This window comes from Massilia sp. 05N420, assembly GCF_056397205.1.
The window spans coordinates 1-23,125 of the sequence record NZ_JBFTMX010000061.1 but is presented as its reverse complement, the minus strand read 5'-3'; the positions used below and the strand labels follow the sequence as shown (position 1 = coordinate 23,125).

Sequence of the window (23,125 nt, the reverse complement as noted above, 5' to 3'; positions counted from 1 at the left end):
AGCTTAGAGTGGTCGAGTGTACCGCGTCTTTCCCACGACAAGAAAGATGGCGTTCAGAGGCAAAAAAGTGATTTTCGAGTAAAAGGGATTGCAAAATTTCTTGCTCAGGAGGAAAGAAATACGATTCCAACTGCGCTTGTTGTTGCGTTTTCGGCGAATTCTTATCAGCTGAAAACTGATGCCGAGGGTCGGCAAATTATCACATTAGAATCAAGCAAAAAAAACGAAATTTTTGTAATTGATGGGCAGCATCGTCTCTACGGTATGCATGCGTTTAACCCTGATGCTCGGGCGCCAATCGTTGGTATCCTAGACGCTAGTAACGATGAGAAGGCTTTTCAGTTTATTGTTATCAACAATAAAGCTGCTAAGGTTGCGCCCGACCATATTCGCGCGCTTACTTTTGCATATTCAAATCACGAACTTGAGCCGCGGCTGCGCACCGCAAAGCTTTCGTTGAGCAGGAACGTTCTCTTTGTGCAAGTTGCCAACGAGGCCGATGATAGTCCATTTAAAGGGCATGTCAATCTGCCGAACGTAGAGGAAGGCAAGCGATGGGTTAATTCATCTGCAATTGAATCGTGTATCGCTTACATTCAGTCAAAGAAGATTGCAGGATTAGATGACGAAGACACGATCGCTTCGTTTTTTTTGGCCATTTGGAAAGCAGTTAAGGAGGCTTGGCCTGATCTTTTTTTTGCTGAATCGCGACTGTTTACAAAGGTCGGTATGATTACGATGAATCGATACCTTGTCGATGCCATCGATCTCATGGCTGGATTGCTAGAGGACATTGACTTGAGCAATGAAGAAGATGTCATATCATCTACTAAGAGAGTTTTGAAAATGCAAAGCCCGGATTTTTGGAAATCCGACTGGACCGTTGCGGTTTCTGATTCGAAAGTTGTTCGTGACAATATATTTGATGCGTTGCGACGTGTTCAGCAGAATGTAAAGCAGGGCATTGTTTGGTTTGATGAAGTTCCGTTGATTCTCGCTCCCTCCAAAAATTAGCCTTCAGATTTGCTCTTGAGAAAATTTTCCGAATTTGTGTGGTCAGTGAGGCGATCGTAAGATCACGTTGCTGGGTAGATTGGCATAAGGCACAGCTTTGCTTGAATATTCATTAATGAGCGCACCGAGTTTATTGGTTATAGAGACAATCTAGAATCGTTTTGCCGTTGAGTTGATCGTAATAGGTTGACTCATGTTTAGCTAGAAGGAAAAAGGGAACGTTAGCCAGGTATCCCGGCGAAGTCAAGGGTGTGGCATTGGCGAGAAGAGGAAGTACTTCAGATCGATTTTTGATAGTGAGTTATTTTTGTGCCTTTACACCACACTTGAGAATTTTCGCTACTATTGACGACTCAATCGCTGGTTCTCATTTTCCGCTCCCCAAGCGAGAGCCCTAAGCTCATCAGCGCACATCTTTTGTTTCGGGCATAGCAATTTCTAGGCTCCTGGTGAGATTCGACAATGGCGCAGTCCGCGCCAAATGAGTATGCGTATAATGAGGTAAACGTCGAATTCGACAGGTCCTAAAGTCATTGTACGACTTCGCGGAGGTCACCATTTGATGAAGTAAATCTGCAACTCGTCGAAGAAAGAGATGCTGATTGGAGAATGGCTCCAACCCGGCAACGAAAATCAATCACTCAAGGGCGAACCTTCGGTGAAAAGTCTGCACAGCGTCGAAGCCCACCAAATTGCATTTGATCGACTTAATGCCGCCTAAGAAGGCTTAGCGATCCTCCGCAGTTCGTACTGATCGATGTAGGTCTTTAGCCCTAATTTGTGTATATCTGGCGAGCATCTTCCAGTCACGGTGTCCTGAAACAAGGGCAACTTCATGTATTTGATACCCTTGTTCGAATAACCTTGAAACTCCCTCATGCCGTAGGTCGTGAAAGTGTAGATTCGCTATACGAAGCGCATTCTTGGCTCGCGGGAAAATTGTTGTTATCGTTTTTACATTCACCGGGAAAATTTTGCTCTCGGGTGTCAGGTCGGCAGGTCGAGGCTGCCGCTGGATGATTTCATACGTTTTCCCTAACAACGGCACTTCCTGATCATTGCCATGCTTTTGTCGAGGGTGCTTCCTGTCGCGAATTATGATCGTCCGGTCTTCTTCATTCAGATCCACCCAGCGCAGCAGGGTAATTTCTTCTACACGCATTGCCGACTCAATCGCAAAGTGGATGATGTCGCGCATCGGCAACATCGAATGTTTGTCCAGGTAATCGCAGAGGTCCGCAATTTCCTTCTCGGTTGGGCGCCGCGAGCGCTCATTCGACTTGGCCGAGATCTTGAGATGTGTCATGTTGGCTCGCGCTGCACTAATGGCGTCGAGGTTGAGGGGCAGCTTACGAAGGTCCCTGGCCGATTTGAGCACCCCCGCAAGGTAAGTGAGGTCTATGCTGATCGTAACCCCGGACGTACCCGCCTTCCGACGATTGCGCACGTACGTTGTCAAATAGTCTGCAGTCAGCTTATCCAGGCTCAGCTCGCCATGGTCGCGCGCCCACATGCGCAGCACCGCTTTCTTGTTCTTTCCGAAAGGATGCGCTCCGCCGATCTCTTCGGTGTACCAATCAATGAGCTCTTTTAGGGTAATATTCGCCAGCCCGCGCGCGTCCGTGAAGCGCTGCGCATCCATCTCAGCCTCGATCTTCCGAGCCCAAGCCTGGGCCTGCGCCTTCGTTGGAAATGTTGCCGTGACGGCCTTGTAACCCTTACGGCGTATCTGTGCCCGCCAGGTCTCGCCTCGCTTAATGAACGTAGCCATTTGGTGCAAATTTGGAGTAACGGGTGAGGGAAAGTAGGGCAGTTTGCGGGAACTTGGGGGAAGCCGCGTTGCGTCCTCTCATAGGGAAAAGTAGGGATTTGATGAAGCACAGCAAGCGAAAATTATCTGTAGCACCCATGATGGACTGGACCGACCGCCACTGCCGCGTGTTCCACCGTCAGATCACCCGCCACACCTGGATGTATACCGAGATGGTGACCACCGGTGCGCTGGTCTACGGCGACGTCGAGCGCCACCTGCGCTACGACGAGGTCGAGCACCCGATCGCCCTGCAATTGGGCGGCAGCGAGCCGGCCGACCTGGCGAAAAGCGCGAAGCTGGGCGCGCAATGGGGCTATGACGAGATCAACCTGAACTGCGGCTGCCCCTCGGAGCGCGTGCAGAAGGGGGCGTTCGGTGCCTGCCTGATGAACGAGCCGCAACTGGTGGCCGACTGCGTGAAGGCGATGCGCGACGCGGTCTCGATCGACGTCACCGTCAAGCACCGCATCGGCATCGACTACAACGAGGACTACGGCTTCGTGCGCGACTTCATCGGCACCATCGCCGATGCCGGTTGCCGCACCTTCATCGTCCACGCTCGCAATGCCGTGCTGAAAGGGCTGTCGCCGAAGGAAAATCGCGAGATTCCGCCGCTGCGCTACCACGTCGCCTACGAGCTCAAGAAAGAGTTCCCGGAGCTGGAGATCATCATCAACGGCGGCATCAAGACCAACGACGAGATCGAAAGCCACCTGCGGCACGTCGACGGCGTCATGATCGGGCGCGAGGCCTATCACAACCCCTGGCTGATGGCCGAGTGGGACGCCCGCTTCTACGGCGACGGGACGAGCGCGCCGGGCTCGCGCGAGCAGGTACTGGAAGCGATGATTCCGTATATCCGCGAGCAGCTCGAGCGCTACGGCCCGCTGGGCCTGCGCCTGAACAGCATCACCCGCCACATGCTGGGCCTGATGGCCGGACTGCCGGGCGCGCGCGGCTTCCGCCAGCTGCTGTCCGATTCCCGCCGCCTGGCCGAAGGCAATCCGGAACTCCTGCTGGAAGCTGCCGGCCGCCTGCGCAAGGCAGCGTGAGAATTTAACATTCTATCAATACGGTCAAATCCTGGCCGTTTTTCCTGTTCACAATTCACCACACCGGCGCATGTAAATACGTGCGCCGCGTCTCTTTTCCTTGCTCAACAGCAAGAATAGACCCATAATTCGGGCTCTTCTCCCCGTACGGCCCTTGATATTGTTGTAGTAGCGAAACAGTATTGAGTAGAGTCATGTTTACTCGCTGCAACTGTCGAGTTTTGATTTATCCTGACGGAAATACACAAAAGTTCACGGAGAAGTTGAACTTTTAGTAATAAAAAGGGGCGCGCGGCGCAGAAGTTCCGGGCGGATCCAATCATCTGAAGAACAGGGAAGACAGTAAATGAATTTATCCAACATGAAGGTCGGCATGCGCCTGGCGCTGGGCTTCGCTCTCGTGCTCGTGCTGATGGTCATCCTGACCGTCGTCGGCATCGTTCGCACCGGACAGATCCAGAGCAGGCTCGATCACGTGATCGGCGTCAGCAACGTCGTCACCCGTCTTGTCGTCGACATGCGCAACAACGTCAGCGAACGCGTCACCTCGCTGCGTACCCTGACCCTGATGACCGATCCGGCCGACATGGAACCGGAACTCAAGCGCTTCAAGGAGCAGACCGCCAAGTACGATGCGCTGCAGCAGAAGCTGAGCGAGAAGTTCGCACTGGAAGCCTCGGCCGAAGAAAAGGCGCTGCTGGCCCAGGTCAAGGAAGCGGAAGGCGTCGCCATGCCGGCCATCGCCAAGGCATCGGAACTCTATCTGGCGAATAACGCCATGGACGCGACCCGCGTGATGGTCAAGGAAATCCGCCCGGCGCAGAAAAAATGGCTGGAAGCGCTGGACCAGCTGGCCGACCGCGAAGACAAGCAGAACGCCCAGACCCAGGCCGACGCCGGCGCCCAGTATGAAAGCGCGCGTAACTTCATGCTGCTGACCTTGCTGGCCGCCGTCGCGATCGGCGTGGCGGCTGCCTATGTGATCACCCGCGGCCTGCTGAAGCAGCTTGGCGGCGAACCGAGCTACACCTCGAAGATCGCTACCAGCATCGCCGAAGGCGACCTGTCGATCTCGATCGACACCAAGTCGTCGGACAAAGGCAGCCTGCTGAGCGAAATGAAACAGATGCGCAACAGCCTGGTCGACATCGTCAGCCAGGTCCGTCGCGGCACCCATACCATCACCACTGCCTCGCGTGAAATCGCCGCCGGCAACGTCGACCTGTCCTCTCGTACCGAACTGCAGGCCAGCTCGCTGGAGAAGACCGCCTCGGCCATGGAAGAGCTGACTTCGACCGTGAAGCAGAACGCCGACAACGCCCGTGAAGCCAACCAGCTGGCCGCCACCGCATCGGATGTGGCGCGCAAGGGCGGTGAAGTGGTGTCGCAAGTGGTCGGCACGATGGGCGAGATCAACAGCTCGGCCGGCAAGATTGCCGACATCATCGGCGTGATCGATGGCATCGCCTTCCAGACCAACATCCTGGCGCTGAACGCTGCGGTGGAAGCCGCCCGTGCCGGCGAACAGGGCCGCGGTTTCGCGGTCGTGGCATCCGAAGTGCGTAACCTGGCCCAGCGTTCGGCCGCTGCGGCAAAAGAGATTAAAACCCTGATCGGCGACTCCGTCGAGAAGATCGGCCGCGGTTCCAAGCTGGTCGGCCAGGCCGGCGTGACCATGGAAGAAGTGGTCGACAGCGTCAAGCGCGTGACCGACATCATGAGCGACATCGCCGCCGCCAGCGCCGAGCAGAGCGCCGGCATCGAGCAGGTCAACCTGTCGATCATCGAGATGGACGGCATGACCCAGCAGAATGCCGCCCTGGTCGAGGAGGCTGCCGCCGCCTTCCAGAGCCTGCAGGACCAGGCTGCCGAGCTGCAGCGCGTGGTCAGCATCTTCAAGCTGGCCGAAGGCGAAGAAGCCGCCGCCTTTGACGCAGCCGCACCGGTTTCGGCCTCGACCGCGGTGGCAACCCGCGCCGTGGTGGCCCGTCCGGCACGTCGGCCAGCCGCATCTCCTCAGCTGAAAAAGCCGGCTGCCGCCCGCAAGCCGGCCGCCAAGGCCGAGGAAGCGCAGGCGCCGGAAGCCGGCGGCGCATCGTCGACCTCGAAGAAGGTCGCAGCGGCTGCCGCCAGCGACGACTGGGAAGAATTCTGAGCCAGGACGGCTCGTCAAATCGGCCGGTGAACAAACCGGCCATTAAAAAAAACTTTGTTATTTAGGGGAAATAAAAATGTCCAACAAGAAATTTGCCGCAGTCCTGTTTGCCAGTATGTTCGTTACCGGTTTCGCCGCCGCCGCCGAAACCCCGGCCAGCTTCGATCCGTCGAAGTGCAAGGTCGAATACCCGAAAGCCTCGCTGATGAATGAAGAGCAGGGCGTGACCTCGATGTCCTTCCTGGTCAATGCCGACGGTTCGGTGGCAGATTCGAAGCTGGAAAAGTCGAGTGGCTTCAAAGGCCTGGACAAGGCAGCCCTGAAAGGCCTGTCGTCCTGCAAATTCAAGCCGGGCACCAAGGATGGCGCACCGGCCCAGACCTGGACCAAGGTCGACTACGCCTGGAAGCTGGACTGATCCGCTTCCCGTCCGTAGTAAGGAAACCGGCCCGCGCGGCCGGTTTTTCGTTTACTGCTTGCCCTTGTTACACATCTGTCGCTTCATGTTTCGGTTGTAAGCACTTGCATCAGAATCACTGTTTCGCGCTTCGGCTCGCTATAGTGGTCTCACACCAACCGAAAGGAGAAGCATCATGAAACGAATCCTCTGTGCCGCTGCCGCAGCCCTGATCAGCACCGCCGCTTTTGTCCCGGCGCAGGCCTTCGCGAAAGGTGACGTGGTGGTCGTCCGCACCGCACCGCCGGCGCCGCGCCACGAAGTCGTGCCGCATGCACGCCACGGCTACGAATGGGCGCCCGGCTACTGGAACTGGAACGGCCATCGCTACGTGTGGACCAAGGGCCACTACGAAAAAGTCCGCAGGGGCTATACCTACCGCCGTCCGGAATGGCGCCAGGGCGACAACGGCTGGCAGTTGGAGCGTGGCGGCTGGCGCCGCGGCGACCGTGACGGCGACGGCGTCCCGAACCGCTTCGACGCCCGCCCGAACAATCCGAACCGTTCGTAATCCGTCTTCGCTGAAGCAAAAAGCCAGTCCGAGCGACTGGCTTTTTGTTTTTGCGGGTGAAGGCGCGCAAGCCGGCGGCATGCGGGATGCCTAGCATGGAGAATCCAATGATGACAAAAGATTACCATGCGATGCATTTCCAGGAAGTACATCACCTTCGCTGCGCTGCTGCTCGGCTGCTGCCTGGCGCACGCTGCCCCGCTCGAGTGCCCCATCAGTCCGCCTGTCGACTGGAAGCTGCCGAAAGCCCGGCTGGACCGGGCACGGATCCTCGGCTATCTGCCCGCCACCCGCGCCGATGAAAGAGGTCTGGTGGAAGGCATGCCGGAGAAGGAATGGCAGATGGGCGGGATCCTGTTCCAGTCCTGGAACATGAGGACGGGTTCGCGCTCGATGATCTACCAGGTCGACTGCCTGTATGCGGGAACGCCGCGCGTCCTGCGCCTGAATGTCAGGAATGTGGGCCGCTGCATGGCCCGGCGGCGGGTGAGGGGCGATGCGCTGATGGCGGGGTCGATGGAGTTCCGGTGCTGGTGAGGAGCGCGGAAAAACAAAAAGCCCGGGTCTTGCGAACCGGGCTTCTCATCGAATTCTTGGGGTGGCTGATGGGACTCGAACCCACGACAACAGGAATCACAATCCTGGACTCTACCAACTGAGCTACAGCCACCACTGTCTTACTTACTGTCTCGTTGTTGCCGAGACAGAACGAGATTATAGCGGCACCTTCCCCATCTGGCAAATCTAAATGTGTCCGGCAGTGCCAGGCAGGTCGAAGCCGGTCTCTTCCACCTGCGGATCGATGCCGATCAGGCTGTTGAACGCCGCCGACAGGGCGGTCGCGCTGGCACTCGTATAGGCTTGCAGGCGGGCCGGCGCAGTCGCATCGGGGGAGCGCAGCAGGCCGCCGGTTTCCAGCAGGCGTCCCAGCTGGCGGGCGACCGCTTCGCCGGTATCGATGATGGTCACGCCGCGCACGCCTTCTTCCTCGATCACCCGTTCGATCGACGCCTGTACCAGCGGGTAGTGGGTGCAGCCGAGCACCAGGGTGTCGGCGCCTTGCGCCAGCAGCGGTGCGATGTAACGCCGCAGCATGGCGGAGGTTTCCTGCGCATCGAGTTCGCCGAATTCGATCTGGTCGGCCAGGCCCTTGCAGGGCTGCAGCAGGAACTCGGCGCCGGTGGCTTGCGCGATCTCGTCGCGCAGCTTCAGGAACTTGGCGCCGGCCAGGGCCCGCTCGGTGGCCAATACGCCGATCTTGCCGTTGCGGCTGGCCGCAGCCGCCGGTTTCAGGCCAGGTTCGACGCCGACGATCGGCATCTCCGGAAAGCKGGCGCGCAGCAGCTTCACGGCGGCGATGGTCGCCGTGTTGCAGGCCACCACCAGGGCCTTGGCGCCGTGGGCGGCAAGGAAGCGGGCGATGGCCAGCGAACGTTCGGCCACCACCTGTTCGGGCTTGTCGCCGTAGGGTGCGAAGCCGGAGTCGGCCACGTAGATCAGGTGTTCGTGGGGCAGCTGGGCGCGGATATGGCGCAGGATCGAGAGTCCACCGACGCCGGAATCGAAGATGCCGACCGGGGCGTCGCTGGGCAGGTAGGGCAGATTCATTCGGAGATGGTAGCACGCGGCGGGCCCACCATGCCTGGGGGGAGGCGGCGGCGCGCTTCGCTGCTATATTTTCTGCACCCGAACAATGGAGAAGCCATGCCTCGAGCAATCGGAAACGCCATCGCCGGCCTGGCGCTGGCCAGCATCGCGGCCGCGCCGGCCCACGCCGACCGGGTCGACGACTACATCCGCAAGCAGATGGCGCTGAATCATGTGCCGGGCGCCGCGGTCGCCATCGTCAGGGACGGCAAGATCGCCAAGCTGCAGACCTATGGTTTGGCGAACCTGGAATGGCAGCAGCGCGTGACGCCGGACACCGTGTTCCAGCTCGCCTCGTCCACCAAGCCCTTCACCGGCATGCTGCTGATGCGCCTGCAGGAGGCGGGCAAGCTGTCGCTGGATGCGAGCATCGCCCGCTACCTGCCGAACGCCCCCGAGGCCTGGAAAGCGGTCACGGTGCGCCACCTGGCGGACCACTCGTCGGGCATCCCCGATAACGTCAAGGTCAAGCCGGACGCCACGCTGGACGACTACGTCGCCGCGGCCGCCGCCATGCCGCTCACGCACGCGCCGGGCGCATCGAGCGAATACGGCATCGGCGGCTACACCGTGCTGGCGAAAGTGATCGAGGCGGCGGCCGGCATGCCCTATCCGCAGGCGCTCAAGCGGTACGTGACGGGTCCGCTCGGGTTGCGCGCCGATTTCGAATACAGCAGCGGCGAGCCGGACATGCGCAGCACCGAGGTGGTGCCGAAGCGGGCCGGCGTCTACGGCTGGAGCGACGGCCGCCATAAGAACTCCAGCTTCCATTTCGGGCCGCTCAGCTACGATGCCGGCGGCCTGCTGGCCTCCGTCTCCGATCTTGCGAAGGTGGCGGTGGCGCTCGACAAGGGGACTTTCCTTCGCAGGGAGGCGATGCAGGCGATGTGGACGCCGGCGCAGCTCGGGAACGGCACGGTCAACGGCTTCGGCATCGGCTGGGTGGTCGGCGAATTCAATGGCCGCAAGACGGTCGGCCATTCCGGCGGTCCGGCGCTGTCGGACATCCTGCGCTTGCCGCAGGAGCGCGCGACCTTCATCGTGCTGACCAATGGCCAGAAGCTGTATCCCTACCTGGCAAAGGGCGTGTCGGAGCTGTTCTATCCGCCGCCGAAGCTGGCGATGCCGGAGGGGATCGCGGATGCCCGTCCGGCGCTGAGCGCGGCGCTGCGCCAGGTCCTCGTCGACGGCGCCGCCGGCAAGGTCGACGACAACCGCTTCACCGAGGACGCGCGCAAGCAGTTCGTCCCGGCCTTCAGGGACTTCCTGGTGCCCTTCCTGCGCTCGATCCCGCCGGCGGAGGAAATCGTGCTGGTATCGGAAAAGGAGACGGACAAGGGCATCGACCGCGTCTACCGCGTCCGTCACGGCGCCAAGGCCCAGAGCTGGGGCTTCGATCTCGACAGGGACGGCAGGATCCGCGGCTTCGGCCCGAAATAGGGACGTAAAAAAACCGCCGCGGCAGGGCCGGGGCGGTTTTTCGGGATCGCGCGTGGATTACGCGACGCTGACCGGAATACCCTTCAGCGATTCGATCTTCGCAGCCCATTCCTTCGGGCCGGTCTGGTGCACCGAGGTACCGGTGGAGTCCACGGCCACGGTCACCGGCATGTCCTTCACTTCGAACTCGTAGATCGCTTCCATGCCCAGGTCTTCGAAGCCGACCACCTTGGCCGACTTGATCGCCTTCGACACCAGGTAGGCCGAACCGCCGACCGCCATCAGGTAGGCCGACTTGTGGTTCTTGATCGATTCGATCGCCGCCGGGCCGCGCTCGGCCTTGCCGATCATCGCGATCAGGCCGGTCTGCTCGAGCATCATGTCGGTGAACTTGTCCATGCGGGTCGCGGTCGTCGGGCCTGCCGGGCCGACCACTTCGTCGCGCACCGGATCGACCGGACCGACGTAGTAGATCACGCGGTTGGTGAAGTCCACCGGCAGCTGCTCGCCCTTGGCCAGCATGTCCTGGATGCGCTTGTGGGCGGCATCGCGGCCGGTCAGCATCTTGCCGTTCAGGAGCAGGGTCTGGCCCGGCTGCCAGGACGCGACTTCTTCCTTGGTCAGGGTGTCCAGGTTCACGCTTTTCGACTTCTGGGTGTCAGGGGTCCAGTGCACTTCCGGCCAGGTCGACAGCGCCGGCGGTTCGATGTAGGACGGGCCCGAGCCGTCCAGCACGAAGTGGGCGTGGCGGGTGGCGGCGCAGTTCGGGATCATCGCCACCGGCTTCGATGCCGCGTGGGTCGGGTACATATTGATCTTCACGTCCAGCACGGTGGTCAGGCCGCCCAGGCCCTGGGCGCCGATGCCCAGCGCGTTGATCTTGTCGCACAGTTCGATACGCAGCTCTTCCAGCTTGTTCTGCGGGCCGCGCTGCTTCAGTTCGTACATGTCGATGTCTTCCATCAGCGACTCTTTCGCCATCAGCATCGCCTTCTCGGCCGAACCGCCGATACCGATGCCCAGCATGCCCGGCGGGCACCAGCCGGCGCCCATCAGCGGCACGGTCTTCAGGACCCAGTCGACCAGCGAGTCGGACGGATTCAGCATCACGAACTTGGTCTTGTTCTCCGAGCCGCCGCCTTTCGCGGCGACCATGACGTCGACGGTGTCGCCCGGCACCAGTTCCATGTGCACGACGGCCGGGGTGTTGTCCTTGGTGTTCTTGCGCTCGAAGTGCGGGTCGGCGACGATCGAGGCGCGCAGCTTGTTGTCGGCGAAGTTGTACGCGCGGCGCACGCCTTCGTTGACGGCGTCGGTGATCGAACCGCTGCCGAAGCCTTCGAAGCGCACGTTCATGCCGACCTTCAGGAACACGTTGACGATGCCGGTGTCCTGGCAGATCGGGCGCTTGCCTTCGGCGCACATGCGCGAGTTGGTCAGGATCTGGGCGATCGCATCCTTGGCGGCCGGGCTCTGCTCGGCTTCGTACGCGCGCGCCAGGTGCTGGATGTAGTCGGCAGGGTGGTAGTAGCTGATGTACTGGAGTGCGGCGGCGACGGATTCGATCAGGTCGTCCTGTTTGATGACAGTCATTTCGTTCTCGTTCAGGGTTAGTGTTGGGTGCTGCTTGCGGTGTTGGTCATGATGCGGTCGGTATAGGCGATTGCCATTGCCGACAGCAGGAAGGTGATGTGGATGACGGTCTGCGCGATCAGGACCTTCTCGTGGTAGGAGCCTGCATTGATGAAGGTCTTCAGCAGGTGGATCGAGGAGATGCCGATGATCGCCATCGCCAGCTTGGTCTTCAGTACCGACGCGTTCACGTGCGACAGCCATTCCGGCTGGTCCGGATGGCCCTCGAGATACATGCGCGACACGAAGGTCTCGTAGCCGCCGACGATCACCATGATCAGGAGGTTCGAGATCATCACCACGTCGATCAGGCCCAGCACCACCAGCATGATGGTGGTTTCGTTCAGCTTGTCCGGAAGCGGCGCGCCGGGTACGGCGACGGCCTGGAAGATGTGCTGCAGGGCGTCCTCGTTGCCCATCGCGGCGAACACCAGGTCCTTCAGCTCGACCCAGAAATGGAACACGTAGACGCACTGCGCCAGGATCAGGCCGAGGTAGAGGGGAAGCTGCAGCCAGCGGCTGGCGAACATGAAACTGGCGAGGGCGGAACGCCTGCGCGCGTCGGAAGGAGATTGCAAATCGGGCATCTGCGTTGAAAGCCGGTGAGCGGCCATGGTCAAGACAGCTCAACATTCTACACCCGTAACGGATGGCTGGCTTGGCCTTCGATGTTCCGGAAAGGTTGGTAGAATAATCTTGGGATGCCGGAAGGCGTGCCGCGGAGCTGTTATGGCAAAGGCTGGTCTGTAAGGGCTCAGTAAGCGAGCACGCATATGGTATGTGGCAAAACTACTACTGTGGAGACTAGTATGGCTGAGAACGAGACCAATCAAGATCAGGAGCAGGGCGCATTGCACGAGCATCGCGTATTCAACCCGCCCGCCGATTTCGCCGCCAACGCAACCATCTCCGGAATGGATGCATACCGCAAGCTGTGCGACGAAGCCGCCAGCGACTATGAAGGCTTCTGGGCCCGCCTGGCCCGCGAGAACCTCGACTGGCAGAAGCCTTTCACCCAGACCCTCGACGAATCGAACGCGCCGTTCTACAAGTGGTTCGCGGACGGCCAGCTGAACGCGTCGTACAACTGCCTCGACCGCAACCTCACCAACGGCAACGCGGATAAAACCGCGATCATCTTCGAAGCCGACGACGGCCAGGTGACCCGCGCCACCTACCGCGAGCTGTACGAGCGCGTCTGCAAATTCGCCAACGGCCTGAAGGCCCGCGGCATCAAGAAGGGCGACCGCGTCATCATCTACATGTCGATGTCGATCGAAGGCGTGGCCGCGATGCAGGCCTGCGCCCGCATCGGCGCGACCCACTCGGTGGTGTTCGGCGGCTTCTCGGCGAAATCGCTGCAGGAACGCATCATCGACGCCGGCGCGGTGGCCATCATCACCGCCGACGAGCAGATGCGCGGCGGCAAGTCACTGCCGCTGAAAGCCATCGTCGACGAAGCGCTGGCGATGGGCGGCTGCGACACCATCAAGGACGTGATCGTCTACAAGCGTACCGGCGGCAACATCAACTTCCAGCAAGGCCGCGACCTGTGGCTGCACGATGTCGTCGACGGCCAGCCGGCCGAGTGCGAGCCGGAATGGGTCGATGCCGAACACCCGCTGTTCATCCTCTACACCTCGGGCTCGACCGGCACCCCGAAGGGCGTCCAGCACAGCACCGGCGGCTACCTGCTGTGGGCCGCGCTGACGATGAAGTGGACCTTCGACATCAAGCCGCAGGACGTCTACTGGTGCACCGCCGACATCGGCTGGGTCACCGGCCACACCTATATCTGCTACGGCCCGACCGCCGTCGGCGCCACCCAGGTCATCTTCGAAGGCGTGCCGACCTTCCCGCACGCCGGCCGCTTCTGGGAAACCGTCGCCAAGCACAAGGTCTCGATCTTCTACACCGCGCCGACCGCGATCCGTTCGCTGATCAAGATGTCGAACGCCGACGAGAAAGTGCATCCGAAGAGCTTCGACCTGTCCAGCCTGCGCCTGCTGGGAACCGTGGGCGAGCCGATCAATCCGGAAGCCTGGATGTGGTACTACAGGAACGTCGGCAACGAGCGTTGCCCGATCGTCGACACCTTCTGGCAGACCGAGACCGGCGGCCACATGATCACCCCGCTGCCGGGCGCGACCCCGATGGTGCCGGGCTCCTGCACGCTGCCGCTGCCGGGCATCATGGCCGCGATCGTGGACGAAGCCGGCGCCGACGTGCCGAATGGCCAGGGCGGCATCCTGGTCGTCAAGCGTCCGTGGCCGTCGATGATCCGCACCATCTGGAACAACCCGGACCGCTTCCGCAGCGCCTACTACCCGGACGAACTGGGCGGCAAATACTACCTGGCCGGCGACGGCGCGATCCGCAACAAGGACACCAGCTACTTCACCATCACCGGCCGCATCGACGACGTGCTGAACGTCTCGGGCCACCGCATGGGCACGATGGAGATCGAATCGGCGCTGGTGGCGCACCCGATGGTGGCGGAAGCCGCCGTGGTCGGCAAGCCGGACGAGACCACCGGCGAAGCCGTCTGCGCCTTCGTGGTGCTGAAACAGGCCCGCCCGACCGGCGACGAAGCCAAGGCCCTGGCGGCCGAGCTGCGCAACTGGGTCGGCAAGGAGATCGGCCCGATCGCCAAGCCGAAGGAAATCCGCTTCGGCGACAACCTGCCSAAGACGCGMAGCGGSAAGATCATGCGCCGCCTGCTGCGCGTGCTGGCCAAGGGCGAGAGCATCACCCAGGACGTGTCGACCCTGGAAAACCCGGCCATCCTGGAGCAGTTGAAGGAATCGGCTTAAGGATTTATAGTGGTCGACAGCAGAGTTGACGCCGCACCGTGAAAATGGTGCGGCGTTTTTTTATTCTTCCCCGGGCTGCTTGAACAGCGCATCGAGCTCGGCCCGCTGGCTGGCAACCGCGGCGCGCCCGCGTTTGCCGGCGAACTCTTCCTCGATATTGTCGCGGTAAAAACTCCAGGCTGCGCCCGAGGTCGAGAACCTTCTCCAGACCTCGCTGCCGACGCCGGAATAGTCGATGGCGCTGCCGTCGTCGAATTCGACGCGCAGGATGCGCTCTTTCGGGTCGTAGCCGATGGCGCGGAGTTTGCCGGCGTTGATTCTCTTCATTTCCATGATCGTCATTCCCAATTCCGTCGTGGCAAGCGTTACAGTTTTTCCAACTGCTGTTTAGCATACCCCGCTCCACTCCCCCCAGGCGCCAGTTCCAGATAGGTCTTGTACGCAGACCTGGCCCTCTCGAGCTGGCCAGCCCGCGCATACGCATCGCCCAGGTTCATATAGGCGATCGCCCGCGACGGATCCATCCTGATCGCATTCTCGAACCAGCGCGCCGCCTCCGCATACTTGTCCTGCTTGTAGAACACGAAGCCGAGATTGTTGGCCGCCAGCGCGAAATTCGGCCGCAGCTTCAAGGCTTCCGTGAATTGCGCTTCGGCTTGGGCGTACTGCTTTTCCTTGTACAGCTGCAGGCCGTGGTCGTTGGCGCGCTGGGCCTGCTGGCGGCTCGATACCGGCACCGCGGCAGGCGCGGTAATTGTCGCGGTGCCGCCCTGCAGGTCCTTCACGACCACTGTTGAAGAAGGCGCCGAGGCTTTGGCATCCAGCTTCGTGTTCAGCGCGATCGCGTCGTTCGACAGCTGGGCCGTGTGCGTATTCAGGAACTCGGTCTCTTCCGGCAGTTCGAACACGAAGTCGCCGCCCTCCGAACCCGGCAGGCTGCCGAAGGCCGGCGTCTGCCGCGACACGCTCGACACCGCCGGCGCCACATAGGCCGCCAGCTCGGTCGCCGTGATCAGGCCGTCGCCATTCAGGTCGGCCTTGCCGCCCAGCCCCTGCAGCAGGGTCCAGGTGAAGATGGAGTGGCCGTTCGGACCGCCGTCGGACACCAGCTGGTCGGTGCCGCCGGCGGTCAGCATCTGGCGGCCCAGGCGGCGTCCGTTCTCGCGCAGGAAGGACGCATTGGCGCCGCCGCGTGTCAGCCCAAGGCCGCTGTAGCAGGCATCCATCACGAACAGCTCGTGCTTGGCCGGAAGGCTCTCGGCGATGTTCTGGATTTCCGTCATCGGGATCGCATCGGTTGCCAGATTATCCGGATCGGCATCATAGGGAACGATGTAGCCGAGGTCGCGGCCCGAGCTGAGCTTGCGCGTGGCGCCGTGGCCGGCAAAGAACACGAAGACGCGGTCGTTCGGCTGCAGCCCGCCCTCACTCTTGCCACGCTCGAGCAGATCGTGGAAGGCGCCGAGGATGCCGGCGCGCGTCGCCTGTTCGTTCTTCAGCGTGAGCACGCGTCCGGGCGCAAAGCCGAACTTCTGCACCAGCACCTGGCCGACGCCCTCGGCATCGCGCACCGCGTACTGCAGGCGCGGCCACTTCTTGTAGTCGTCGATGCCGACCAGGATCGCCCAGGAATTCGCATAGCCGGTGGCGGCCGCGCGCGGGACCGGGGCGGGCGCAGCGTTGCCGCTCGCCTTGAAGGTCTTGCCATCCCAGCCGGCGAACTGGTAGCCCTCGGCCGCAAGCTTCTCCAGCACCAGCGGCAGGGCCTTGACGGTGCGCTCGTGGATGTCGTGGAAGAGGATGATGCCGCGGCCTTCCTTCTCGACCGAGCGCAGCACGCGGTCGGCGATCGAGGACGGCACCGGATCGGCCCAGTCGAGCGAATCGATATTCCACATCACCGATTTCAGGTGCGCATCGGCCAGCATGTGCATGCCTTCCTTGTTGCGCGCACCGTAGGGGAAGCGGAACAGGCTCGATCGCTGCGGGTCGACCGCCTTCAGCAGGGTATCGGTGCCGAGGATCTCGGCCTTCAGGCCATCGCCGCTCTGCTTGGACAGCTGCGCATGCGTGAGGCTGTGATTCGCCAGCACATAACCCGCCGCCTTCAGCTTGCGGCTGACGTCCGCGCCGGCATTGAGGTGGGCCGCGCCGTTTGCATCCAGCGAACCGAGGTTGCGGCCGACGCTGAAGAACACGGCGGGCGCATCGTACTGCTTGAGGATGGCGGCGATCTCTTCGCTGTAGCGGCGGTGGGGGCCGTCGTCGAAGGTCAGCACGACGGTTTTCTTCGGCAGCGCCTTGCCGAAGATCTCGTCTTCCTCCTTCTGCGGCTGTTGCGCCTGCGGCGGGCCGGGTTCCGCCGGTTCAGGCTTGGACGGGTAGGGCAGGACCACGCCGTAATCCTTGAGGATGCGGTCGCGCTGGTACAGCGTCTTCAGGTAGGCGACGTAGCTGTCCCACTTCTCGCGCCTGAGGGCGATCGAGCGCGACTCGTAGCGCTCGAACACCGCGCGGATCTCTTTCTCGTAGTTGCGCTCGATCTCGGCCAGCGCGTCGAGGTCTTCCGAGATGCGCTTGTGCAGCTTGATGGCGGGCAGCGACGATTCTTTGGCGACGTAAGCCTGCAGCGACTGCATCAGCTCGCGGAAGGCGAGGCGGTCGGCGTCGTACAGGCCCTGGTTCGACTCGACGTAATCGAGCAGGCTGCCGACGGCGTCGAAGCGGCGCGGATCGCCGGAGGCCAGCAGCCTGGCCAGCGCCTCGTCGAGCTTGGCCGTACGTTCCTGGTTCTCGTGGAAGAGCTGCTGGCCGACTGCGTGTGTCTGGGCCTTTGCCGCTTCCGGCAGGGCGTCCTCGTCGAGCGTCAGCACGATCATCTTGCGGTAGGCTTCCAGCACGCGGCCCAGGTCGGCCGAGATGGCGCTGACATTCATGGCCGGCCCAGCGGCTTGCGGCGCCGGCGCGCCGGCCTTGCGGGAAGCGAGCCAGGTGCCGGAGCCCGCTCCAGCGGCGGCGACGGCGAAGATGACGAGATAAAGGGCTTTGCGTTTCACGGCCAGGTGCTAGAAATTATAACTTGGCAACAATAGCACCACTCGCCCGATCTGGAACAGGAAAAAGCGCGAGCGCGGACTAGGCGCGGCGCTTGCGCAGCAGGGCCAGCGATCCCAGGCCCAGCAGCACGATGGCTGCGCTCGACGGCTCGGGCAGGTCGATCGGCAGGCCTGCCTGATCCGACGGGGATGGCGAGATTCCGCTATTCAGAAGGGTGAGGGAGTTATCGTCGATGAAGGAGTCCAGGTCGATGCCGAAGTGACGGGTGAAGAACATCGTGTAGTCCACCGACCAGGCCCACAGCGGCACGTCGAAGATGCCCTGGTATTGCTGCCACACGCCGTCGTGGGAATCGATGTTGGGCGTGGACACGGTCGAGATGACGCTGCCGTCCTTCCCGCGATAGGTCAGCGCGACGTGGGCGCTGTCGCTGGGGATGTCCTGGTCCAGGCCCTGTTCCCAGAACGACACGGCGACCTGGCGAGACTGCCCGAAGAACGGCAGCACCACGTTCTGCGTCAGCGTGCCCCACAGGCCACGGTTGCCACTGAACATATAGTTGCYGCTGTGCGGATCGATGCCCGGATCGAAGCTGCCGTCGTCGACGCGCGGATTGGAGACGCCCCCGGCGGTCCAGCCGAGCAAGGTACCGGTTTCCGCGCCGCCATTCGTCAGCAGGGTGGCATGGCTGGACATGGAAACCATCAGGGAAGCGAGGGCGATAGCAAGCTTGAGGCGCATGGGAACTCCGATAAATAGTTGCGAAATAGCGATATGGGAAAACGCCGTCTGGCACGCATGACGCAAGCTGTCTGTCGGTATTCGATAGAAGAGGACGTTCTGGTCCTGGACCCGATAACGGTGTACGCGTGTCGACGACGGTTACCGGCAGGGATGGGGCCGATGAGATGGTGGAGCGGACATCCGGCTCGCTGGCGTGGAGAGGATGTGATACGGCTCTGCTCGGCAGTGTAGCACGGAGCAGAGCTTTGGAGACTTTACAGGCAGCTACGCATGTCCTGAATACAACAGATCAGGAAGAAGACAGCACAAAGGTATTCCCATCAGGATCCCGGAACTTGGCAAACGAACCCCAGGGCTGCGAAGTAGGCGGCTCGATAAACTCGACACCCCGCGCGCTGAGCTGGCGATAAGTCGCCTCCACGTTATCGCAAGCAAAGGAACCATTGAAGAAAGTACCGATGCGATCTTCATGTCCATCCGGCGTGAACAGCACGACGCGGGTGCTCGAATGCGCCACGCGCAGCTCGATCCAGCGCTTGCCCGGACCCATCGGCTGGTCGGTGGAGATTTCGAAGCCGAGTTTTTCGGTGTAGAAGGCGAGGGCGCGGTCCTGGTCGGACACGGGAATGCCGACGAATTTGAGTTGGGTAATCATGGGGAGGCTTTCTGTTTTTGCTTGTAATGATCGGCATTATCGTGGCAGCATCATCGGCTGTGTGCTTTTAACTACTATAGTTTTTATGACTACCCGCCAGTCCTCGCTCGATGCCTACGTGTTCGACGTCCTCATGCCCGACCTGGTCGGCCACGACCGGCGCCCGGCCGCCTTCGTGGTCTACCTGTTCCTGCTGCACAGCGCCCAGGCGCTCGGCCGCGACCAGGTGCCGGCCAGCCTGCAGACGATTGCGGTGAAAACGGGGCTGTCGAAGTCGGCGGTACAGGTGGCCTTGCGGCACCTGAAGCGGCGCGGGCTGATCGCTGCGGAGGAGGCCGGTTCGCAGGTGAATCCGGTGCGGCAGGTGCTGCGGCCGTGGCGCCGCCGGATGGAGGCTGCGTGACGCCTGGATTGTCCCTCTTGTACTGCTGGGAATCCTTGCTATAATAGGCGGCTTCGCAGCCATGCGAAAACCCATCAGGAGAGATGGATGAGTGGTTTAAGTCGCACGCCTGGAAAGCGTGTATAGGTTCATAGCCTATCGGGGGTTCGAATCCCCCTCTCTCCGCCAAGGATTCAAATCGACCAGTCCCAGCAGTTCCGGGGAAGTCCAGAAAGAGCCCCTCTAGCCCGTGCTACAGGGGCTTTTTTGTTATCCGGGTGTCCAGCGTAGTCCGGCTGAGTCCGTCTGCATCCGACACTTCTGGGGGTAAGAACTTAGGGTGTCATACCCCCTGCATCAACGCCTTACCCCCAGAATCGGTCTAACGTCGTGTCCTCACCTGTTATAAGGAGACTCGACATGGCAACCTCAGCGCCCCTGACCGAGATGCAGGTCAGAAATGCGAAACCGAAAGACAAGGCCTACAAGCTGTTCGATGGAGGTGGACTTTTTCTTCACGTCCAGCCGAACGGTTCCCGCATCTGGCGTCTCAAGTTTCGACAACCAGGCGGAAAGGAGAACCTACTGACGTTCGGCCCTTACCCCGAGATCACCCTTCAGGACGCCAGGGAAAAGCGTCTGGAGGCACGGCGCCTCATGCTGCAGGGTGTGAATCCGGCCAGGCATCGCGACGACGCCAAGCGCCTCCAAGCGGAACGGGCCGCTAACACCTTCGAGAAGATCGCGCGCGAGTGGTACGCCAACAAGGTACCGACGTGGAGCGAGCGTACGGCCAAGAACATGATCGTGCGGCTGCAAGCAGACATCTTTCCTTCGATCGGCACGCGTCCGATCACCGACCTGAAACACCGCGACATCATCGACACGCTACGCAAGATCGAGGAGCGGGGCGCAACCGAGATCGCCAAGAGGCTGAAAGCTGTGTGCTCGCAGATCTTCAGCTATGCGATCCAGTGCGGCCTGACCGAGCGCAATCTGGTAGCCGACATGAAGGACGTACTCAAGACCCGGCGCGCGTCCCATTTCGCCGCGATCGATGCGGACGAACTCCCAGCGTTTCTTACCTCGCTGGAGCGCAACGAAGCACGCATGTTCGAGCCGACACGCATTGCCGTGCGATTGATGCTGCTGATCTTCGTCCGAACCAGCGAGTTGATCGAGACACCGTGGAGCGAGATCGATCTTGAGAAGGGCGAATGGATCATCCCTTGGCAGCGCATGAAGCGCGGGAAGCTGACGGTCAACCCTGACACGACGAACCATCACGTGTGCCTGTCGCGGCAAGCCCTTGCTTTGCTGCGCGAGCTGCATGCGATCACCGGCGGCGCGAAGTACCTGTTCCCGAACCAGCGCGACCCCAAGAAGCCGATCAGCAACAACACGATCCTTGTGGCGCTGGAACGCATGGGGTACAAGGGCCGCATGACAGGGCACGGTTTCCGGGCGCTCGCCATGAGTACCATCAAGGAGCGCCTGGGCTATCGGCATGAGGTTGTGGACCGTCAGTTGGCGCACGCGCCGAGAGACAAGGTCGCAAGTGCTTACGACCGAGCCCAGTTTCTTGCCGAGCGCAGGAAGATGATGCAGGACTGGGCCGACTACATCGACAGCTTATCGCCCCCTGGTGCAGTGGCAGCAAATCGGCGAGCACGGATCTAAACGGACTCTTTGGCCTCTCTAATTGCTGCCAGTCCGGGCGTAATAACAGGTGACGCCAGGCTCCAGCCGCGTGGTTAAGAAACGCGAGTCTTTAGTCGCGCCAAAGTGACCATCCCTTCCTGAAGGCAGACTCAACATGAACAAGGAACGCCAGATTGAAGTTCATGGAGTCTGGACACAGCAAGGAGGTTCGATGGATCCGCAAGAGCAACTATTCGGCTTGATCGAAGCGGCCGAGATACAGCAGAAGTTAGCCACTGCCGCGATCGCCACGATGGCGAAGGAGTGTCGTGAGCTGTCCGTCACCATCTCGACCCTCAAACATGCCGCGCAAACGATCCAAAGTGGCCTGGAAGACGCTGCGGGTCGGGCAGTTCGGGATTCTCTCAACCGCAGTCTGAAAGACGCTGAGGAGGTCACTCATCAAGCAAAGACAATGCTGCGAGAATCAACCGACCAAGTGCGCGAGGCTGGCACTTGGGTAAGCTACAAAACGGCGGCAGCAGTTGGCTTGGTCGGCGCACTAATCCTTGGCACTGTTTATGGTCTTGGTCGTTATATGCTTGCCTCGACACTGACCGACCTTCAGGACCTCCAGATGAAGAAAGCCGAACTACAGGCCAACGTTGAAAACCTGGAGCAGCGCGGCGGTCGGGCCAAGATGACGCTATGCGGAGGGCGGCTATGCATTGAAGCGAACAGCAATCAAGGCGATGGCTTCGCGCGCTGGGAGAGTCCTTGGAAGTCCAAAAGCGGAGCCAACCTTGTGATCTTGCGCGGATACTGACGACTGCTACTCAGACGTAAAGCAGCCCAAGCCGACGTTTGCTACCTAGCGCGAGGCGTGCCAACCCCGACAAGTGAATGTCTAGTTGCTACGCGATGAGCGTCTGCTGTGCACTCGCCCTGCGTCTGCGTGCTAGGGGGAATGGCCGGTCCCGGCCGGCTGTAGTCGTTCGGCGAGGCCGCTGTCGACCCATTGCATACCTTCACGGCTCCCCTCTGCACGCTCAATCTATACAAGCAAGCATTGTTGGCCGTGCTCGCGTGTTGCGTAGAACTAGCCTCAGTTCTTACATAAACCAATTGTACCCCCGGCTCGATATCGAAGTCGGCAGGAAAATCTCTATAACTTTAATGAGGGCTGGACTGCCGCGGCTTTCGTGAAGGCCGGTTCGTGAGTGTCCGGCCGCCACGAAAGCTAATGCTTTACTCGTTGCTGTCTTTTCGATACGCTCGTGATTTTGTTCACCTAGAAGGTTCTGAGCACACATCTAAAGTGTTATAACGAGTGATATACTAAAGTAACGAATTGATCGGTGGAGCGGACGGTGCGAAAAATTTTGATTTTTGCAGGAGCTGGTGCGTCGCGAGGTTTATCACAAGAGCGCTTTCCGATGGCTCTTGACTTTAGAAAAAGACTGCCGGAGGACATTACTTCCAACCGCTTATTCCAAGCCGTTGAAGATTGTGTTCTGAGAACTCAGGGAATATCTCAAGCAGACATTGAGCACATCTTATGGGAACTGAATGCAGCGAGAACTGCATTTGCACAAGTCAGCAGCGGAACTTTCGCAGCAGAGTTGCTCGCCACGAACCTAATCCGTCAAATCATTGGTGATGGGCCGGTAAGCGGACAGAGCATCATGCAAGTGACTTCTGCTATTGGTCATCACATTGATGCCTTGATTGATAAGATCAACGCGCTTGTCTATAAGCTCTATTCAAAAACGCCTTCTGCTGAGGAGCTTGATAGGACGTGGATGCCACTGCTTACAGCTGATGATTTGCAAACATTCGACAGGATTGATGTCGTTACAACTAATTACGACATGGTGCTCGAGACAGCGATCCGCGAATCGAACGTGAATGTTTCGCTCGGTTACGCCAATGGTATTTTTCAGGAAGTCGATGTCAATCAATGGACGGCGGAGTCGCAACGCGGCCTATTAACCAAGCTTCATGGGTCAGTTGATTGGATGCGCGGCGAGCCGGAAGATGATGAGTCAACGGATATAATTATCAGACGCGGCAATCCCAATTTCTACGGAAACCATGGTGATAGGTTAATTC

At 60.4% G+C, this 23,125-nt stretch carries 20 protein-coding genes and 2 tRNA genes; 13 read left to right on the top strand and 9 right to left on the bottom strand.

What is annotated here, in order from left to right; all coding sequences use genetic code 11:
• A partial coding sequence (locus AC1DIX_RS25880; protein ID WP_477328170.1) for a DGQHR domain-containing protein occupies positions 1-1,014 on the top strand: 1,014 nt, incomplete at its 5' end.
• A gap of 727 nt (positions 1,015-1,741) precedes the next feature.
• Here the strand turns inward: AC1DIX_RS25880 and AC1DIX_RS25875 are convergent.
• Positions 1,742-2,656: a tyrosine-type recombinase/integrase gene (locus tag AC1DIX_RS25875; RefSeq protein WP_477328169.1), complete on the bottom strand. Its 915-nt coding sequence runs from the start codon at positions 2,654-2,656 to the stop codon at positions 1,742-1,744.
• A 230-nt stretch (positions 2,657-2,886) separates the two neighbouring features.
• On the opposite strand from AC1DIX_RS25875, the gene dusA reads away from it, so the two are divergent.
• The 5 genes from dusA to AC1DIX_RS25850 all read left to right on the top strand — a co-directional run bounded on the left by dusA (position 2,887) and on the right by AC1DIX_RS25850 (position 7,539).
• On the top strand, positions 2,887-3,879 hold the full coding sequence (gene dusA / locus AC1DIX_RS25870) for a tRNA dihydrouridine(20/20a) synthase DusA (protein WP_477328168.1): 993 nt from the start codon (positions 2,887-2,889) through the stop codon (positions 3,877-3,879).
• Positions 3,880-4,225: 346 nt separating this feature from the next.
• Entirely contained in the window at positions 4,226-6,034 is a 1,809-nt protein-coding gene (locus AC1DIX_RS25865) for a methyl-accepting chemotaxis protein (RefSeq protein ID WP_442122508.1), read from the top strand.
• 76 nt (positions 6,035-6,110) lie between these two features.
• Positions 6,111-6,452: an energy transducer TonB gene (locus tag AC1DIX_RS25860; RefSeq protein ID WP_442122509.1), complete on the top strand. Its 342-nt coding sequence runs from the start codon at positions 6,111-6,113 to the stop codon at positions 6,450-6,452.
• 175 nt (positions 6,453-6,627) lie between these two features.
• Complete coding sequence (locus AC1DIX_RS25855) at positions 6,628-7,002, top strand: YXWGXW repeat-containing protein (protein ID WP_477328167.1); 375 nt, start codon at positions 6,628-6,630, stop codon at positions 7,000-7,002.
• Positions 7,003-7,128: 126 nt separating this feature from the next.
• Positions 7,129-7,539 carry a hypothetical protein gene (locus AC1DIX_RS25850; RefSeq protein ID WP_477328166.1) on the top strand — a complete coding sequence of 137 codons (411 nt, stop codon included), beginning with the start codon at positions 7,129-7,131 and terminating at the stop codon, positions 7,537-7,539.
• 57 nt (positions 7,540-7,596) lie between these two features.
• On the opposite strand, the gene AC1DIX_RS25845 is transcribed toward AC1DIX_RS25850, so the two are convergent.
• Positions 7,597-7,672, bottom strand: a tRNA-His gene (locus tag AC1DIX_RS25845).
• Between the two features lie 74 nt (positions 7,673-7,746).
• Entirely contained in the window at positions 7,747-8,610 is an 864-nt protein-coding gene (gene murI / locus AC1DIX_RS25840; RefSeq protein ID WP_477328165.1) for a glutamate racemase, read from the bottom strand.
• Positions 8,611-8,706: 96 nt separating this feature from the next.
• On the opposite strand from murI, the gene AC1DIX_RS25835 reads away from it, so the two are divergent.
• Complete coding sequence (locus tag AC1DIX_RS25835; RefSeq protein WP_477328164.1) at positions 8,707-10,089, top strand: serine hydrolase domain-containing protein; 1,383 nt, start codon at positions 8,707-8,709, stop codon at positions 10,087-10,089.
• A 57-nt stretch (positions 10,090-10,146) separates the two neighbouring features.
• Here the strand turns inward: AC1DIX_RS25835 and AC1DIX_RS25830 are convergent, their stop codons facing one another.
• Positions 10,147-11,682, bottom strand: coding sequence for a fumarate hydratase (locus AC1DIX_RS25830; RefSeq protein WP_477249775.1), 1,536 nt, complete (start codon positions 11,680-11,682; stop codon positions 10,147-10,149).
• A gap of 17 nt (positions 11,683-11,699) precedes the next feature.
• The gene (locus AC1DIX_RS25825; RefSeq protein ID WP_477328171.1) at positions 11,700-12,251 is read right to left on the bottom strand and encodes a TIGR00645 family protein; all 552 of its coding nucleotides are present in this window, start codon (positions 12,249-12,251) and stop codon (positions 11,700-11,702) included.
• Between the two features lie 279 nt (positions 12,252-12,530).
• On the opposite strand from AC1DIX_RS25825, the gene acs reads away from it, so the two are divergent.
• Entirely contained in the window at positions 12,531-14,534 is a 2,004-nt protein-coding gene (acs, locus tag AC1DIX_RS25820) for an acetate--CoA ligase (protein WP_477328163.1), read from the top strand.
• 60 nt (positions 14,535-14,594) lie between these two features.
• On the opposite strand, the gene AC1DIX_RS25815 is transcribed toward acs, so the two are convergent.
• The 4 genes from AC1DIX_RS25815 to AC1DIX_RS25800 form a co-directional block, all read right to left on the bottom strand.
• A complete protein-coding gene (locus AC1DIX_RS25815) occupies positions 14,595-14,876 on the bottom strand; it encodes a KTSC domain-containing protein (RefSeq protein WP_477328162.1) in 282 nt (93 codons plus the stop codon).
• Between the two features lie 23 nt (positions 14,877-14,899).
• Positions 14,900-17,590 carry a polysaccharide deacetylase family protein gene (locus tag AC1DIX_RS25810; protein WP_477328161.1) on the bottom strand — a complete coding sequence of 897 codons (2,691 nt, stop codon included), beginning with the start codon at positions 17,588-17,590 and terminating at the stop codon, positions 14,900-14,902.
• Between the two features lie 79 nt (positions 17,591-17,669).
• Entirely contained in the window at positions 17,670-18,332 is a 663-nt protein-coding gene (locus AC1DIX_RS25805) for a PEP-CTERM sorting domain-containing protein (protein ID WP_477328160.1), read from the bottom strand.
• A gap of 292 nt (positions 18,333-18,624) precedes the next feature.
• The gene (locus AC1DIX_RS25800) at positions 18,625-18,990 is read right to left on the bottom strand and encodes a VOC family protein (RefSeq protein WP_442122519.1); all 366 of its coding nucleotides are present in this window, start codon (positions 18,988-18,990) and stop codon (positions 18,625-18,627) included.
• 85 nt (positions 18,991-19,075) lie between these two features.
• Here AC1DIX_RS25800 and AC1DIX_RS25795 point away from each other — a divergent pair, with 85 nt between their 5' ends.
• The 5 genes from AC1DIX_RS25795 to AC1DIX_RS25775 all read left to right on the top strand — a co-directional run.
• A complete protein-coding gene (locus AC1DIX_RS25795; RefSeq protein ID WP_477328159.1) occupies positions 19,076-19,393 on the top strand; it encodes a helix-turn-helix domain-containing protein in 318 nt (105 codons plus the stop codon).
• A gap of 77 nt (positions 19,394-19,470) precedes the next feature.
• Positions 19,471-19,561 (top strand) — tRNA-Ser (locus tag AC1DIX_RS25790).
• Positions 19,562-19,792: 231 nt separating this feature from the next.
• On the top strand, positions 19,793-21,052 hold the full coding sequence (locus AC1DIX_RS25785) for a tyrosine-type recombinase/integrase (protein ID WP_477328158.1): 1,260 nt from the start codon (positions 19,793-19,795) through the stop codon (positions 21,050-21,052).
• A 136-nt stretch (positions 21,053-21,188) separates the two neighbouring features.
• A complete protein-coding gene (locus tag AC1DIX_RS25780) occupies positions 21,189-21,839 on the top strand; it encodes a hypothetical protein (protein ID WP_477328157.1) in 651 nt (216 codons plus the stop codon).
• A 544-nt stretch (positions 21,840-22,383) separates the two neighbouring features.
• The coding region (locus tag AC1DIX_RS25775) for an SIR2 family protein (protein WP_477328156.1) at positions 22,384-23,125 on the top strand (742 nt) is incomplete at its 3' end.